At 42.8% G+C, this 15,967-nt stretch carries 12 protein-coding genes; 6 read left to right on the top strand and 6 right to left on the bottom strand.

What is annotated here, in order from left to right; all coding sequences use genetic code 11:
* Positions 1–131: 131 nt before the first annotated feature.
* On the bottom strand, positions 132–1,967 hold the full coding sequence (gene typA, locus JFY49_RS03360) for a translational GTPase TypA (RefSeq protein WP_166170857.1): 1,836 nt from the start codon (positions 1,965–1,967) through the stop codon (positions 132–134).
* A 180-nt stretch (positions 1,968–2,147) separates the two neighbouring features.
* Between typA and JFY49_RS03355 the strand changes: the two genes are divergently transcribed.
* From JFY49_RS03355 to JFY49_RS03345, 3 genes are all read left to right on the top strand, one after another.
* Complete coding sequence (locus JFY49_RS03355) at positions 2,148–3,518, top strand: uracil-xanthine permease family protein (RefSeq protein ID WP_086195686.1); 1,371 nt, start codon at positions 2,148–2,150, stop codon at positions 3,516–3,518.
* 65 nt (positions 3,519–3,583) lie between these two features.
* Positions 3,584–4,609, top strand: a complete 1,026-nt coding sequence (locus JFY49_RS03350; protein ID WP_200223778.1) for a methyltransferase — start codon at positions 3,584–3,586, stop codon at positions 4,607–4,609.
* A 9-nt stretch (positions 4,610–4,618) separates the two neighbouring features.
* The gene (locus JFY49_RS03345) at positions 4,619–6,079 is read left to right on the top strand and encodes an amino acid permease (protein ID WP_200223776.1); all 1,461 of its coding nucleotides are present in this window, start codon (positions 4,619–4,621) and stop codon (positions 6,077–6,079) included.
* A gap of 55 nt (positions 6,080–6,134) precedes the next feature.
* On the opposite strand, the gene JFY49_RS03340 is transcribed toward JFY49_RS03345, so the two are convergent.
* Together JFY49_RS03340 and omp38 are read right to left on the bottom strand one after the other, a co-directional pair.
* Positions 6,135–6,962, bottom strand: a complete 828-nt coding sequence (locus JFY49_RS03340) for an alpha/beta fold hydrolase (protein ID WP_200223774.1) — start codon at positions 6,960–6,962, stop codon at positions 6,135–6,137.
* A gap of 143 nt (positions 6,963–7,105) precedes the next feature.
* Positions 7,106–8,161, bottom strand: a complete 1,056-nt coding sequence (gene omp38 / locus JFY49_RS03335; protein WP_166170865.1) for an outer membrane protein Omp38 — start codon at positions 8,159–8,161, stop codon at positions 7,106–7,108.
* Positions 8,162–8,547: 386 nt separating this feature from the next.
* On the opposite strand from omp38, the gene JFY49_RS03330 reads away from it, so the two are divergent.
* From JFY49_RS03330 to JFY49_RS03320, 3 genes are all read left to right on the top strand, one after another.
* Positions 8,548–9,069: a GspH/FimT family pseudopilin gene (locus JFY49_RS03330; RefSeq protein ID WP_200223772.1), complete on the top strand. Its 522-nt coding sequence runs from the start codon at positions 8,548–8,550 to the stop codon at positions 9,067–9,069.
* Between the two features lie 116 nt (positions 9,070–9,185).
* Entirely contained in the window at positions 9,186–10,361 is a 1,176-nt protein-coding gene (locus tag JFY49_RS03325) for a thiolase family protein (protein WP_200223771.1), read from the top strand.
* Positions 10,362–10,553: 192 nt separating this feature from the next.
* Positions 10,554–11,003 (top strand): VOC family protein, encoded by a 450-nt coding sequence (locus tag JFY49_RS03320; protein ID WP_200223770.1) that lies wholly within the window; start codon positions 10,554–10,556, stop codon positions 11,001–11,003.
* A 72-nt stretch (positions 11,004–11,075) separates the two neighbouring features.
* Here JFY49_RS03320 and JFY49_RS03315 read toward each other — a convergent pair whose 3' ends face one another.
* The 3 genes from JFY49_RS03315 to JFY49_RS03305 form a co-directional block, all read right to left on the bottom strand.
* Positions 11,076–11,561, bottom strand: a complete 486-nt coding sequence (locus JFY49_RS03315; RefSeq protein WP_200223769.1) for a DUF934 domain-containing protein — start codon at positions 11,559–11,561, stop codon at positions 11,076–11,078.
* Positions 11,554–13,197, bottom strand: coding sequence for a nitrite/sulfite reductase (locus tag JFY49_RS03310; protein ID WP_200223768.1), 1,644 nt, complete (start codon positions 13,195–13,197; stop codon positions 11,554–11,556). Before JFY49_RS03310 ends, JFY49_RS03315 begins: the two co-directional genes overlap by 8 nt.
* A gap of 254 nt (positions 13,198–13,451) precedes the next feature.
* On the bottom strand, positions 13,452–15,854 hold the full coding sequence (locus tag JFY49_RS03305) for a glucose/quinate/shikimate family membrane-bound PQQ-dependent dehydrogenase (RefSeq protein ID WP_200223767.1): 2,403 nt from the start codon (positions 15,852–15,854) through the stop codon (positions 13,452–13,454).
* Between the last annotated feature and the right edge of the window lie 113 nt (positions 15,855–15,967).

Raw genomic sequence — 15,967 nt, 5'->3', positions numbered from 1 at the left:
GTGATAATTAATCTGTTGTTAGGGGTACTTTAGCAATTTTCGCTCACAGAGCAGTTTCATTTTGTAACTTATGCTCACAAAAAAACCGCTAACCTTAGTTAGCGGTTTTTTATATCTGCTAAACAGAAAAATTATTTACCGCGGTTACGCTTACGTTCGTTTTCAGTCAAGTAACGTTTACGGATACGAATTGATTTCGGTGTTACTTCAACCAACTCGTCGTCTTCGATGAATTCAAGCGCCTGTTCAAGCGTGTATTCAATATTAGGTACAAGTGTTAAGGCATCATCAGTACCTGATGCACGTACGTTAGTGAGCTGTTTCGCTTTAGTCGGGTTAACCACCATGTCGTCTGAACGAGAGTTAATACCCACGATCATTCCTTCATAAACTTCCAACTGTGGTTTAGCAAATAGACGGCCACGGTCTTGTAGTGTGAACAATGCATAGCCCAGGCAAGTACCTTGAACCATAGAAATCAACACACCGTTTTGACGTTTAGCAACAGTACCTTGTTTCATTGGACCGTAGTGAGAGAAGCTTGATGTCATGATCCCTGTACCAGAAGTCATGGTCAAGAATTCAGAACGGAAACCGATCAAGCCACGTGAAGGAACAGTTGCTTCAATACGGATACGGCCTTTACCGTCAACTTCCATATTGGTCATCTCGCCTTTACGGTGACCCATTTGTTCCATTACAGCACCTTGATGCTGTTCTTCAACGTCAAAAGTTACGTTTTCGTACGGCTCTTGCATTTGGCCGTCGATTTCTTTCAAGATTACTTGCGGACGAGATACACCCATCTCGAAGCCTTCACGACGCATGTTTTCGATCAAAACTGAAAGGTGAAGTTCACCACGGCCAGACACTTTAAAACGGTCTGGACTGTCAGTATCTTCAACGCGAAGTGCTACGTTATGGATCAATTCGCGATCTAGACGTTCACGGATGTTACGTGAAGTCACGAATTTACCTTCTTTACCAGCAAACGGTGAGTTGTTGACCTGGAACGTCATCGATACGGTAGGTTCATCTACAGACAATGGCGGTAAAGCTTCAACAGCTTTCGGATCACAGATTGTGTCAGAAATGTTGAGTGCATCAATACCCGTTACACAAACGATATCGCCTGCAGAAGCTTCTTCAACGTCAACACGATCTAGACCATGGTAACCCATGATTTTTAAGATACGGCCGTTACGCGTCTTACCATCTTTATCAATCACAGTCACTTGCGTATTTAATTTCACTGAACCGCGCTGGATACGACCAACACCGATCACACCAACGAAGCTGTTATAGTCAAGTGAAGAAATCTGCATTTGGAATGGACCATCAACATCAACTGCTGGTGGCTCAACGATGTCAACGATTGTTTGGAACAACGGTGTCATATCTTCAGCAAGTTCTTCTGGAGAAGGACCAGCAACACCACGAAGACCTGAAGCATAAACGATCGGGAAGTCTAACTGTTCGTCAGTACCACCAAGATTATCAAACAGATCAAAAACTTGATCGATCACCCAGTCACAACGTGCACTTGGCTTGTCGACTTTGTTGATAATCACGATTGGTTTCAAACCACGTGCAAAGGCTTTTTGTGTTACGAAGCGTGTTTGTGGCATTGGACCTTCTTGTGCGTCCACAAGTAGCAATACACAGTCTACCATCGACAATACACGTTCTACTTCACCACCGAAGTCGGCGTGCCCCGGGGTGTCCACGATGTTAATGCGGTATTCAGTATTAGTACGTTCATCTAACCATTTGATTGCAGTGTTTTTTGCAAGAATGGTAATACCACGTTCACTTTCAATAGCGCCTGAATCCATGACACGCTCAATCTCGCCCGCTCGTTCACCGAGTGCACCTGATTGTTGTAAAAGTTTGTCTACAAGAGTTGTTTTACCGTGGTCAACGTGCGCAATAATGGCAATGTTGCGGAGAGTTTTAATATCTGACATGTAAATTCGATACGCTTTAAACTTTAAATTTGAGGGCAAATTATACAGAAAAAACTAAACTTTTAGTAGTGACAGTTTATTGACAGTTACAAGTTTTTTTGACTATTCGTCCTTTTTTTCGTTTGTAAACTCCTGTAACTCGATTAGAATAACGCCAAATTGCTGTTGTACCTTTCTTACATGTCTGATTTACAAAACTCTCCCAAACAACAAGATCGTCTTGATTTGGTCTACGGATTAAACGATCGCCCCAAACCATTTATCGCTTTTCTCGCTGCCCTGCAACATTTACTTGCGATTATTGTCCCGATTGTCACCCCTGGTCTTTTGATCTGTCTTGCTTTAGGCGTTTCAAAAGAAGACACCAACATGATTCTTTCCATGTCTTTGGTAATCTCCGGGATTGCAACCTTTTTACAATGTAAAAAAGTTGGCCCTTTGGGCGCGGGTCTTTTAATTGTACAAGGCACCAGTTTTAACTTTATTGGTCCGATTATCGGCATTGGTTCAGCCATGGTCGCGGCAGGCACCCCTGTTGAAGCAGTGATGGCTTCTATTTTTGGTGTAGTAATTGCCGGCTCATTTATTGAAATGGGTGTATCACGTATTTTACCTTGGGTAAAACAACTGATCACTCCCCTTGTTACAGGTATTGTCGTCCTGCTGATTGGTTTGACCTTAATTAAGGAAGGTTTAATCAGTATGGGGGGTGGTTATCAGGCCATGGGCGATAAAACCTTTGCCAACGCCGATAACCTGATTATGTCCTGTACAGTACTGGCGATTATTATTGTCCTGAACCGTGTCCGTATTACCTGGATCAAAAGCTCCGCCATTCTGATTGCCCTGATTATTGGTTATGCCCTTGCCGGTTTCATGGGCCACCTTGATTTTTCAGGCATGAAAGATGCGCCAATGGTTCAGATTCCAACACCGATGCATTTTGGTTTAAGCTTCTCTTGGAGCTTGTTTATTCCAATGGCCTTTATTTATTTGGTCACATCTTTAGAAGCGATTGGTGACATTACCGCAACTTCAAAGATTTCCAATCAGCCAGTCGATGGTCCAGTATGGATGGAGCGTATTAAAGGTGGTGTGCTGGTGAATGGTGCCAACTCTCTGCTCGCCGGCTTATTCAATACTTTCCCAAGTTCGGTGTTCGCACAAAATAATGGCGTCATTCAACTTACCGGTGTTGCAAGCCGTTATGTCGGTATTTGGATTGCAGCATTACTGGTAATTTTAGGCTTGTTACCTGCGGTTGCTGGCGTGATTCAAGCAGTTCCTCAAGCCGTGCTTGGCGGTGCAGTCATGGTGATGTTTGGTGCTGTGGCGGCTTCTGGTATTAATATCCTGTCAGGGATTCATCTTGACCGTCGTGCCCTGTTAATTATTGCCATTTCACTGGCACTCGGTTTGGGGGTTGCACAAGTCCCACAAATTTTGGAACATCTTCCTGAATTATTCCGTAACATCTTCAGTTCCGGTGTGGCGACTGGTGGTATTGCAGCATTGCTTTTAAATATTATTCTTCCTGAATCGAAGCAATAATTTCATTTCAGCATCAACTCTGCCCAGCATTGTCTGGGCAGAGTTTTTCAATGGCGAGATAAAAAATGGATCCAAGAAGTGAAGTTGTCATTCGGCAGCATGAATACCTTTCTGGACGTGTGCTTTTAGTCAATGCACCGACTGATGATTTACTTTCCAATCTAGAGAAAGACATCAGCCCTTGTTTGTGGACATGGAATTATAATGAATTTCAATATTTTCAGTCACAACAGGCCGCTGTACATTTTGGCGTAGAGCTTCCTGAAGGCAGTTTTGACCAGGCCATTATCTTTGTACCGAAGTCCAAAGAACTGTTAAATTATGTCCTGCATAATGTCGTCAGCCGTCTAGGTTTAGGGGCTTCCATCTTCCTGGTGGGTGAGAAAAAAGGCGGCGTTGAACGTGCAGCCAAACAGCTACAGCCTTATGGTAAAGCCTTTAAACTGGACAGTGCACGTCATTGCCAGCTCTGGCAACTCAAGATTGAATCGACGGTTAAAGAAAAGACTTTGGCAAATTGGGCCCAAGAATATACGGTAGCAACACCAAAAGGTGATCTCACTATTTGTGCCCTGCCCGGTGTATTCAGCCAAAATCGTTTAGATGTCGGCACAGCAGTATTCTTACCGTTTTTATCACAGGTCACTTCAGGTAAAATTGCAGACTTTGGCTGTGGTGCCGGTATTATCAGCGCTTATCTGGCCAAATTGAATCCGAAAAACCGTATTTTTGCGCTGGATGTTGATGCTTTTGCATTGGCCTCTACCCGCATGACTTTTGAGAAAAATAGTCTTTCTCCCGAACAGCTTGAGATAACTGCTGTGACCGGTATTGAAGATGCGCCGCTTTTCTTGCATGCCATCGTCAGTAATCCACCTTTCCATCAAGGCATTCAGACAAATTATGATGCCAGCGAAAGCTTGTGCAAGACTTCACGCCGTCATTTGAAATCGGGTGGTGAACTCTGGATTGTGGCAAACCGCTTTTTAAATTATCCATTACTCATTGAACAAAGCTTTGGAAAATGTACAACCAAAGCCGATCAACAAGGCTTTAAAGTGCTGTTCGCTAGCACTGAAAAGAAATCTTAAGGAACAACGATGAGCGAAACTCAATCTGCACATTTACAGCGTAAGCTGGGTGCACGTCATTTGAATATGATCGCCATTGGTGGTTCTATCGGCACAGGCTTATTCCTGGCTTCTGGTGCAACCATTGCCAATGCAGGTCCGGGCGGTGCTTTATTGGCTTACTGCCTGATTGGAATCATGATTTATTTCCTGATGACCAGTCTGGGCGAGCTTGCAACACATAACCCGACCTCAGGTGCTTTCTTTACCTACGGTACAAAATATGTAGAAGGCGGTTTTGGCTTTGCTTTGGGCTGGAACTATTGGTACAACTGGGCCATTACGGTTGCTTTTGAACTGGTTGCAGTCCAGTTTATTATGAAATTCTGGTTTCCTGATATTCCCGGATTCTACTGGAGTGCCATTTTTCTGAGCGTTATTTTTGCCATTAACTCACTCTCTGTAAAAGGCTTTGGTGAAAGTGAATTTCTATTCTCTTTGGTTAAAGTCATTGCCATTATTGTCTTTATCATTATTGGTATTGCCATGATTGCTAAGATCATGCTGACGCCGAATATGGTGACCTTTGCCAACTGGACTAAAGGTGATGCACCTTTTGTTGGTGGTTTACAGGCCATGATTGGTGTCGCCATGATTGCCGGATTCTCCTTCCAGGGCACAGAGATGGTGGGAGTTGCTGCGGGTGAATCGAAAGATCCTAAAAAGACCATTCCAGTAGCCATCAAGCAAATTTTCTGGCGTATTTTATTGTTCTATGTGGTATGTATTTTCATTATTGGTACGCTAGTGGCTTATGATGATCCACGCCTTTTACAAGCGGCAGCAAGTGAAAATATTACCCTTTCACCTTTTACCTTATTGTATGAAAAAGTCGGTTTTGCTTTCGCCGCAGGTTTAATGAATGCAGTGATTCTAACTGCAATCCTGTCCGCAGGTAACTCAGGCATGTATTCATCCACCCGTATGCTGTTTGACATGGCACGCAAAGGCAGTGCACCAAAAATTTTTGGTAAACTGGATTCGCGTGGTGTACCCATGAATGCACTGTATGCCACCACAGCAATTGCCGCACTTTGCTTTCTCACCACTTTTATTGGGGAACAACAAGTATTTAACTGGTTGCTGAATATGTCGGGAATGTGCGGATTCATTGTATGGCTGGGTATTGCCATTTCACACTACCGTTTCCGTAAAGGTTATTTGGCACAAGGTTATAAACTGGAAGATTTAGCGTATAAAGCCAAGTTTTTCCCATTTGCCCCTTGGTTTGCCTTTATTCTTTGTACGATTGTCGTACTTGGACAGAACTATCAAGCCTTTATTACGGGTGATTGGCTCGGTGTATTGTCCACCTATATCAGTATTCCATTATTTCTAGCAATCTGGCTGGGTTATAAATGGAAAAACAAAACCAAGTTGGTTTCTTATCAAGATATGGATGTTAAACCGATGAATCCTGATCAGGACTAAATCGGGTATTCAAATAAAAAAACAGCCTTTAGGCTGTTTTTTTATTTAACTTATATCAATGATGTGCCAAAAATTCCTTCAAGGCAAAACTGACTTCATTTTTATGAGTGGTACACAACCCGTGCGGTGCTCCCTTAATTTGCTCTTCGACACCATGTTTTAAGAGTTTAACGGTCTGCTGACTGCAAATTCCTGGCGGAACAATGTCATCTGCTGTTCCATAAAGCACCAAGGTCGGTACTGTAATCTGGGTTAAATCATCACGTAAATCGGTTTCTGAAAATGCATGGATACAATCATAATGCGCCTTGATTGAACCCTGCATTGCAATACGCCAGAAATTTTGTATTACCCCTTCCGAAGTTTTATTTAACAGCTTGTCATATCCATAGAATGCTTTAGCAAAATCCAGATAAAAATCAGCTCTATTGGCCAATAAATTTGCGCGCATCTCATCAAACACGTCCGAATCTACACCGTCTGGATAATCATCTCGTTTAATCATGAGTGGAGTTACGGCTGCAATAAGTGCAAGTTTAGTGACTTTATGCTGACCATATTTTGCCGTATAACGGGTCACGACTGCCCCACCGGTAGAATGTCCGACTAAAGCGAACTCGGTTAATCCAAGATGCTCAATGAGTTGATGCATATCTTGCGCATATTGATCAATGTTATGTCCAGCCCAAGGCTGACTCGAGCGTCCATGACCACGTCGATCAAATGCAATCACCCGATAGCCATGTTCTGCAAGAAATAACATCTGATCTTCAAAAGCATCACTAGATAAAGGCCATCCATGGGAAAAGACCACAATCGGCCCCTCTCCCCAGTCCTTATAATAAATCGAGGTTCCATCTGTTGTCGTTAACATCTGCGTCATTTTTTCACCCTCTTTTTATTGTCTATATGGATGTTTATTAGAACAAGATCAAAATGAAACTGTGTATTAAACAAGTTATGCTTATGTAGCACACAAAAAAAAGCAGCCTTACGGCTGCTTTTTTAACTCAGTTCAATAATTTATTATTGAGCTGCAGGAGCTTGTTGAGCAGGTTCTGCAACAACAGTACGGCTACCAGAAATAGTCGCGAATACACGACGGTTCATAGCACGGCCTTCTTTAGTGTTGTTGTCAGCAATCGGTTGATCCCAAGCGAAACCTTGAGTAGACAAACGAGCTGGATCTACATTGTATTCATTTACAAGTGAAGATTTAACAGAGTTAGCACGAGCTAAAGATAAACGTTCGTTCAATGCACGTGGACCGGTGTTATCTGTGTGACCTTCGATGCGAGCAGTAGCGTTTGGATATTCAACTAACTTCTCAGCAACTTTAGCGATTTCTGGTTTGTATTGGTCTTTGATGTTTGATTTGTTGGTATCAAAGAACACACGAAGTTCCATGTTAAGGTCTTCAGTCAACTCTTGTGGAGCAGGTTGAACTGGAGCTACAGGCTCAACTGGAGCAACTTCTACTACAGGAGCAGCAGGTTTCAAGTGACCACCAAGAACTACGTTAAGACCCGCTAAAGCTGTATAGTTCCAGAAATCTTCGTCGATATTATAAGTAGCACGAGCTTCAGTACGTAGAGATAAAGCATCGTTTAAGCGCCAGAAAGCACCTAGACCAGCATTACCCAAAGTACCTTCTTCAGACTCACCATCTGCAATTGAACCTGCAGCTTTATATTTGTAATGACCAGCACCTAACAATACATAAGGTTTGATTTTGCTGTCATAGTTTTTAGTGATCAAATCAGAAGTCGCATAGAAGTTACCATTGATTTGAGTTTGTTTATACTCTGCACCAGCAGGTACATTAAGACCTTCTACATCACCTTTCACTTGGTTATATTCAGCTTCAAAACCTAACCAAGGCGTTAATTCAACACCAAGTGCTGCACCAACGAATAAATCGTCTTGAAGCTCAGGACCATCAGTTAAATGATCTGCGCCATTGTTGTGTTGAGTATCTTGCCATGTATAACCGACCATTAATGGAGTAACAGTTACGCCAGCGTTTGCAGCAGCTAAAGGTGCAGCAACGAGCATTGCTAAAGCAATACGACTCATTTTCATGGATTTATCCTCCAGAGATAACAATTGTTGTTCAAGCTCAAGCCTAGAATTTGGCTATTCTGAGATAGGCTTTTTTATACCCCAGTCTTATTCTTAAGCTATTCACTTTGAATCATACAAACACTTTATTTTTTTTCCAAGTGCTTGATAATTTTAATCAAGTAAATTATTGACAAAATTACTTACAATTTCCGTTGTAATTCGGTAATTTTTTACTCAATTTATTCTGATGAATAGCTTATTGTCACTTGCAAATTATTTTAACAGCTTTCTTATAAAGTTGAGAAATAAATATTACCTGCAAAAAAACAATTAAAAAACAATTAAAAAACAAAACATTAATAACATACATAATTAAAAAAAAATATATTACAGGATTACTTTCAATGCTTTTTCAACAAAAAAATGGCTTCACATTAGTTGAACTCATCGTTACTTTGGCTATTTTTGCAATTCTGGCAACAATCGCTTTACCTTATTTTCAAGACATGAAAGCCAAACAGGAAGTCAACGCCACCACTAATAAACTGATTTCAACGATTTATTTAGCTAAATCTCAAGCTACGCTCTATCATACCAATGTAGTGTTATGTCCAAGTCAAAATAAAGTGAATTGTCAAACAAGCCAATGGACTGCTGGTTTACTGGTTTTTCTCGACAGTAATAAAAATAGACAAATTGATACAGGTGAAAAAATTATCTATACAGAATCTACCGATTTAAAATATGGGCACTTAGACTGGAGAGGAACTTTGAGTGTTCCCAGTTTAACTTTTCAAGCTGAAAATGGCCTGCCTATAGGTTCAAATGGTAGTTTTTATTATTGTTCAATGGTTTCTGATCATCACCGGAAGCTGGTTCTAAGTGCGATGGGACATATGCGGATAGAAAACCTATCGAGCTGCTAAAAAACTTATCAGTCTAAAGACATCCTACAATCTTTGTTTATTCCGGCTCATTTTTCAATATACTGCTTAAGCTTGGAAAGTAATTCCCTAAAAAAATCAATCTCGGAGAAAGAACAATGACAGACATCGTAATTGTAAATGGGGCACGTACTGCAATGGGCGGCTTCCAAGGTAGCTTGGCCAGTGTAACAGCCCCAGAACTTGGCGCAGCATGTATCAAAGAAGCGATTGCACGTGCAGGATTACAAGCAACTGATGTCGAAGAAGTGATTATGGGCTGCGTGTTGCCTGCCGGGTTAAAGCAAGGACCAGCCCGTCAGGCAATGCGTCAAGCTGGACTGCCCGATTCAACAGGTGCAGTCACCATTAACAAACTATGCGGTTCAGGCATGAAAGCAGTGATGCAAGCGGCTGACATGATAAAAGCCGGTTCTGCTGAAATTGTGGTTGCAGGTGGCATGGAGTCTATGACTAATGCTCCTTATGTATTGCCTAAAGCGCGTGGTGGTTTGCGCATGGGACATGGCGAAATCAAAGATCATATGTTCCTTGACGGTTTAGAAGATGCGGAAACAGGCCGTTTAATGGGTTCTTTTGCACAAGACATGGCAAATACCCGTGGCTACACTCGCGAACAAATGGATGACTTTGCGATTCGCTCTTTAGAACGCGCACAAAAAGCCGTGAATGAAGGTTACTTTGCCGATGAAATCGTGCCTGTAACCGTATCGAGCCGCAAAGGCGATATAGTGGTTGATAAAGATGAACAACCGTTCAATGCCAATATTGCAAAAATTCCAACACTTCGCCCTGCATTTGCCAAAGACGGCACCATTACTGCAGCGAATGCCAGCTCGATTTCAGACGGTGCATCTGCATTGGTATTAACATCGGCGGATAATGCAGCAGCAAAAGGTTTAAAACCTCTGGCTAAAATTGTGGCCTATGCTACAAATTCTCAACATCCATCTGAGTTCACCATTGCTCCGGTCGGTGCCATTCAGAAAGTTTTAAATAAAACCGGTTGGAATGCTCAAGACGTCGATCTTTGGGAGATTAACGAAGCTTTTGCCATGGTGACCATGTGTCCAATGGATGACTTCAAACTTGATCCAGCTAAGGTCAACATCAATGGTGGTGCTTGTGCCCTTGGTCATCCGGTTGGCTCTAGCGGTTCGCGTATTATTTTGACGCTCATTCATGCTTTAAAACGTACTGGTGGTAAAAAAGGGATTGCTACCCTGTGTATTGGTGGTGGTGAAGCAACTGCTGTAGCGATTGAGCTTTTGTAAAAAATTTCCCTTCGTTAAAGAGAAAATCAAGTATATTCCCCCTCTCTCTAACTCTCTCCCTTAGGGAGAGAAGATAAAAAAATCCCTCTGTTGAGGGATTTTTTATGCTTACACTTTTTTATATTTTCATCATCTAAATTTAAGCTTAAGCCTGCTAGATTAGAAGCATCAAAACAACAACAAAGGCTTTTCATGCAACTTAATCATTATCTTAATTTCCAAGGCGAAACCGAAGCAGCATTTAACTTTTATAAATCTGTTTTTGGTGGCGAGTTTTCCAATCTGACCCGTTATGGTGAATTGCCAGCGCAAGAAGGTGTCACGCTATCTGAGGCAGATAAAAATCTTATTCTGCATGTATCCTTACCGATTAATGCATTTACGGAATTGATGGGATCTGATGCCAATGATCAATTCTGTGCGCAAAACAATACCGTTTTCACTAAAGGGAATAATCACTATATTTCAATTAATCTGAATGCCCATGAGCAGGCAGAAGCACAACGCTTATTTGATGCTTTATCTGTGAATGGACAAATAGAAATGCCTTTAGAAAAGACATTTTGGGGAGCGCTCTATGGCACATTTACCGATCAGTTTGGGATTAAATGGATGGTCAATTGCCAATTAGAAGCCATGTAATCACGGTTTTTTATTTAAACATGCATAAAAAAGCCGGAATCAATCCGGCTTTTTAACATTTGCTTAAAACAATCAAGCACCTGTTTGATAATGTGCTTTTGGCACTGCAGTTGAAGCTTGATAAGGATTGGTGAAATCACCCAAACCTGCAGCAGCTTCAGCAATATCTTTACCTTCTTTAATCACGAAAGTATCGAAACCTGAGCGCTTCATATAGTTCAACACGTCTTTAAATACATCACCAGTAGCCCGTAACTCACCTGCAAAACCTTGACGACGTAACAATGCAGCGAATGAATAGCCACGACCATCGTTAAAGCCTGCAAATTCGATAAAGATTGCATCTAACTGGTCAAGCGGAAACTCATGCGTTTCAGGAGAGGCATCTACAGTAATGTAAAGTGCTTTTTTACCTGAAATATTGGCAATCTGGTCTAACTGTTCAACCGTTAAAACCACGTCACCCTGTGGTAATACGTCATCTTCACCAATTAATTGATACATATTGTCTGCAATCGTGCCATCTTTAGAGAGCACTTGTAGTGCGGTATTAAGCATATGCACGCTCCTTAAATGGTTGAATGCCAACACGGCGGTAAGTATCAATAAACTCTTCACCGTCATTTCGAAGGTCAAGATAGGTATTTAGAATTTCTTCCACTACATCTGGAATACGGTCTGCTGCAAATGATGGCCCAAGAATGTCGCCAATTGATGCATCATGGTCGGCATTACCACCAAGTGTAATTTGGTAGAATTCAGCACCTTTTTTGTCTACGCCCAAAATACCGATATTACCGACATGGTGGTGACCGCAGGCATTCATACAACCTGAAATGTTCAGGTCGAGTTTACCTAAGTTGTAAATAGTATCCAGATCATCAAAACGGCGTGAAATGGCTTCTGAAATAGGAATAGATTTTGCGTTTGCAAGCGAGCAGAAGTCACCGCCTGGGCAGCAGATGATATCGGTCAAGAAACCAATGTGCGCACGAGCCAGATTGTGCTGATCAAGGATCTGCCACAATTCAAACAGGTCTTTTTGCGGCACATCCACCAAAGCAATATTTTGTTCGTGGGTGGTACGGAACTCGCCAAAAGTATATTTATCAGCAAGGTCTGCAATCAGGTTCATCTCTTCAACCGTCATGTCACCTGGTGCGATACCGGCACGTTTCAGAGAAATCGTAACAATACGGTAACCCTGCACTTTGTGGGCATTGGTGTTGATGTTGAACCACTGCTTGAACTTCGGATGCGCTGCAAACTGTTCTGTAAAGTCTTCATCGGCATAATCTTGGTAAGCAAATGGCGTGAAGTTATCATCCATTTTTGCCAAGGTGTCTGCATCGATTTTTAGAGTCTTGATGGTATGTGCAAATTCAGCTTCCACTTTTTCTGCAAATACGGCTGGCGTTAACGCTTTTACCAAAATCTTGATACGGGCTTTATATTTGTTGTCACGGCGACCATGCAAGTTATAGACACGAAGCACTGCTTCCAAATACGCAATCAAATCTTCACGTGGCAAGAAATCACGAATAAAGCTACCAATCACCGGGGTACGGCCCAAACCACCACCCACTTTGATTTTATAGCCCATCTCGCCTGCTTCATTACGTACGATGTAAACACCGATATCGTGGAATGAAGTTGCCGCACGGTCAGTCTCTTCTAATGCAGAAACCGCAATTTTGAACTTACGTGGCAAGAAGGCAAATTCAGGGTGGAAGGTTGACCACTGACGGATCAACTCACAGGTCGGACGTGGATCTGCAATTTCACCGGCAACCACCCCGGCATACTGGTCAGTGGTGGTATTACGGATACAGTTACCAGAAGTCTGGATGGCATGCATTTGTACAGATGCCAGCTCTTGCAGCATGTCCGGTACATTTTCTAGTGCAGGCCAGTTAAACTGAATGTTTTGACGTGTTGATACGTGTGCATAACCACGGTCATAGTGTTGAGCCAATTGCGCAATTTTACGCAATTGTTTTGAATTCATCAGACCGTAAGGCACTGCAACACGCAACATTGGCGCATAACGTTGTACATAAAGGCCGTTTTGCAGACGAAGCGGACGATATTCATCTTCCGTCAATTTACCGGCTAAATAACGTTCCGTTTGGTCACGGAATTGTGCAACACGTTCATTGACCAGTTGCTGGTCAAAATCAGTATATAAATACATGGTGTACAGCTAGTAGTTTCTATTATAACGGCGGACAGCATAACGAGATTTGATCTATCAACAAAATGCGTTTTTTACATATTTAATAGCGGTTTTATTGATAAGTGTATCAGACCGTCACAGATATAAAGCCTTTCAGCCTTTTTTGATTCATTTTCAACGATATTGCTTATTTTATTTATTCTTTAGCATTTATTTTCATAAAAAAGCCCGACGAATCGGACTTTTCAAATTTAACCGAATAAATAGGTAGCTTATTTTTTATCGGGTAAGGCATAAGCCACGATAGAGTCGCCCATTTTGGTGCCAAATGAACCATGACCACCGGCCATAATGACTACATATTGTTTACCATTGGCTTCATATGTCATTGGCGTTGCCTGACCACCAGCCGGTAGACGGCCTTTCCAAAGCTCATCACCATTGGTCACATTAATGGCACGGATATAGTTATCCTGTGTCGCAGCAACAAACATGAGATTACCTGCAGTCGAGATTGGACCGCCCAGCATTGGCACCCCCATTTTAAATGGCGGTAATGGAATACCCGGCATACTGTCACGAATGGTACCGATCCGACGTTTCCAGGCCACTTCATGGGTGTTTAAATCGACACCCGCCACATAGCCCCAGGCCGGCTGTTTACACGGCAGCCCGAAGGGAGACAGAAAGGCACTGATTTCTACCCCATAAGGCACACCGTACATGGGCTGAACACCTTGTTCAGTCCCCGCGCCTTTGGCTGTTTGCTTACGCTTGGGATCTTCAGGGATCAGTCTGGACACAAATGGCAAGCCAATCGGGTTCATTACTGCAATTTGCCGGTCGGGGTTGACCGACATCCCGCCCCATTCAAACACACCCAGGTTACCCGGGAACACCAGCGTGCCATTTTCAGAAGGTGGCGTATAAATGCCATCATAGTTTAATTTCTTGAACGCTACACGGCAGATTAACTGGTCAAACATGGTGGCACCCCACATTTGCTTGTCGGTTAATTTTTCTTTAGGCGCCAGGTCAAAATCAGAGAATGGTTGAGTTGGTGAATAAAGTTCGCCTTTGGTTTGTGCGCCGCGTTTTACCGTTTGCGGCACCGGCCTCTCTGTAATCGGAACGATTGCCTTACCCGTACGACGGTCCAGCACAAAAGCATTCCCTGTTTTCGTCAGCACATAGATTGCAGGAACAAGATTGCCAGATTTATCTTTAATGTCCGCTAAAGTCTGCTGTGCTGGTACATCCATATCCCATAAGTCATGATGGGTGGTTTGGAAATTCCAGACCAGCTTACCGGTAGATGCATTTAAAGCCAGCATGGAGTTGGCATAGCGCTCATCCAGCTCGGTACGGTGCCCGCCATAAATATCTGGTGTACTTACACCTGTAGGTACATAGACCATATCCAGTTTCGCGTCATAGGCCAAAGGTGCCCAGGCATTGGGGGAGTTATGAACAAATTTCTGGCCTGGCGCAGGAATGGCATTTGGATCTTCAGCACCGGTATCAAATACCCACAGCAGTTCACCAGTATTGACGTCATAACCGCGGATCACACCCGATGGTTCTTCAGTCGAATAGTTATCGGTGGTTGAACCGCCAATAATAATGGTTGTACCTGTAACCACTGGCGGAGAGGTCGGGATATAACCGTCCGGGTATGGGAATGGCATGTCTTTTTGCAGATCGACTTCGCCATTTTTACCAAAGTTAGTACACGCCTTGCCCGTGTCGGCATTGATCGCGACAAGACGGCCATCATTCACCGGCAAAATCACTTTCTTAGAGCAATCGGCTGAAGCTGTTGTTTTGGCAGCAAGACTGGCTTCGAAGCCTGCCGTGTTATTGGCATCATAATAAGACACACCACGGCAAGTTAAATGTTGATAGGTATTATCAGCACGTAATTTAGGGTCATAAGTCCATTTGGCTTGACCTGTTGCCGGATCAAGTGCGGTCAATTTCTGGTGAGTTGTACAAATGTACATATTGTCACCCACTTTAATCGGCGTGACCTGATTGGTGGTTTCACCCGAGTCATTTTCAGTTTTGAATTCACCAGTGTGATATTCCCAGGCCACTTGCAAGTCTTTTACGTTTTCAGAATTAATTTGCTTTAACGGAGAATAGCGTAAACCGGACTGTGTCCTGCCATAAGCCGGCCAGTCCCCATCGGCCACACCCGGAATGGGCTGCGATGTTGCAGGCTGTTTAGTGCTTAACTCGCCACGAATTTCCTGTGGATCATTAAATACCGAGTAAATCATCACGGCAATGGTGATGACCAATGTGCCTGCAAGAGCCAGTTGTGCCCCTTTGGGATGTTCAAATCCGCGAGTCACCGCAGGAATAAGTAATAAAAGACCAAATAGTCCTAAAATGTCCAGACGAGGTGCCAGCGCAAAGAAGTCAGAGCCCACTTCCCAAAGCCCCCACACCACAGTCCCTAATAGCAGCGCCGCGTAAATCAGCAGTGCCGAGCTTTTTAATTTGTGTAATAAAACTGCAGTAGCAATGAAGAATAGACCTGCGATGATGTAGTACCAAGACCCACCAAGCACTGCAAGATATATTCCTCCAATCAGCAGTACTAAACCGAAAATGATGGCCACAACAGCCAAAATCGTTTTTAGCCCTGAACCTGAAGATGGAGTACTCATATTGACCACCTATTTTTAGAATTCTTTTAAAGCTCATACCTAAAGTTAAATATGAGCACCTTTTTAATTTTTAGATTTTAAATATCTGGATTAAACCGATCTGCAAAAGAAAG

Source organism: Acinetobacter sp. CS-2, assembly GCF_016599715.1.
GTDB lineage: Bacteria > Pseudomonadota > Gammaproteobacteria > Pseudomonadales > Moraxellaceae > Acinetobacter.
The sequence above is the reverse complement of the archived record's forward strand: the minus strand, read 5'-3'. Positions and strand labels throughout refer to the sequence as shown.

Bases quoted from the DNA above. Each gene is read 5' to 3' on its own strand.
- JFY49_RS03310 (WP_200223768.1), bottom strand. From the start codon at position 13,197: ATGTATTTATATACTGATTTTGACCAGCAACTGGTCAATGAACGTGTT.
- typA (WP_166170857.1), bottom strand. From the start codon at position 1,967: ATGTCAGATATTAAAACTCTCCGCAACATTGCCATTATTGCGCACGTT.
- JFY49_RS03325 (WP_200223771.1), top strand. From the start codon at position 9,186: ATGACAGACATCGTAATTGTAAATGGGGCACGTACTGCAATGGGCGGC.
- JFY49_RS03315 (WP_200223769.1), bottom strand. From the start codon at position 11,561: ATGCTTAATACCGCACTACAAGTGCTCTCTAAAGATGGCACGATTGCA.
- JFY49_RS03305 (WP_200223767.1), bottom strand. From the start codon at position 15,854: ATGAGTACTCCATCTTCAGGTTCAGGGCTAAAAACGATTTTGGCTGTT.
- JFY49_RS03340 (WP_200223774.1), bottom strand. From the start codon at position 6,962: ATGACGCAGATGTTAACGACAACAGATGGAACCTCGATTTATTATAAG.
- JFY49_RS03320 (WP_200223770.1), top strand. From the start codon at position 10,554: ATGCAACTTAATCATTATCTTAATTTCCAAGGCGAAACCGAAGCAGCA.
- JFY49_RS03355 (WP_086195686.1), top strand. From the start codon at position 2,148: ATGTCTGATTTACAAAACTCTCCCAAACAACAAGATCGTCTTGATTTG.
- JFY49_RS03345 (WP_200223776.1), top strand. From the start codon at position 4,619: ATGAGCGAAACTCAATCTGCACATTTACAGCGTAAGCTGGGTGCACGT.
- omp38 (WP_166170865.1), bottom strand. From the start codon at position 8,161: ATGAAAATGAGTCGTATTGCTTTAGCAATGCTCGTTGCTGCACCTTTA.
- JFY49_RS03350 (WP_200223778.1), top strand. From the start codon at position 3,584: ATGGATCCAAGAAGTGAAGTTGTCATTCGGCAGCATGAATACCTTTCT.
- JFY49_RS03330 (WP_200223772.1), top strand. From the start codon at position 8,548: ATGCTTTTTCAACAAAAAAATGGCTTCACATTAGTTGAACTCATCGTT.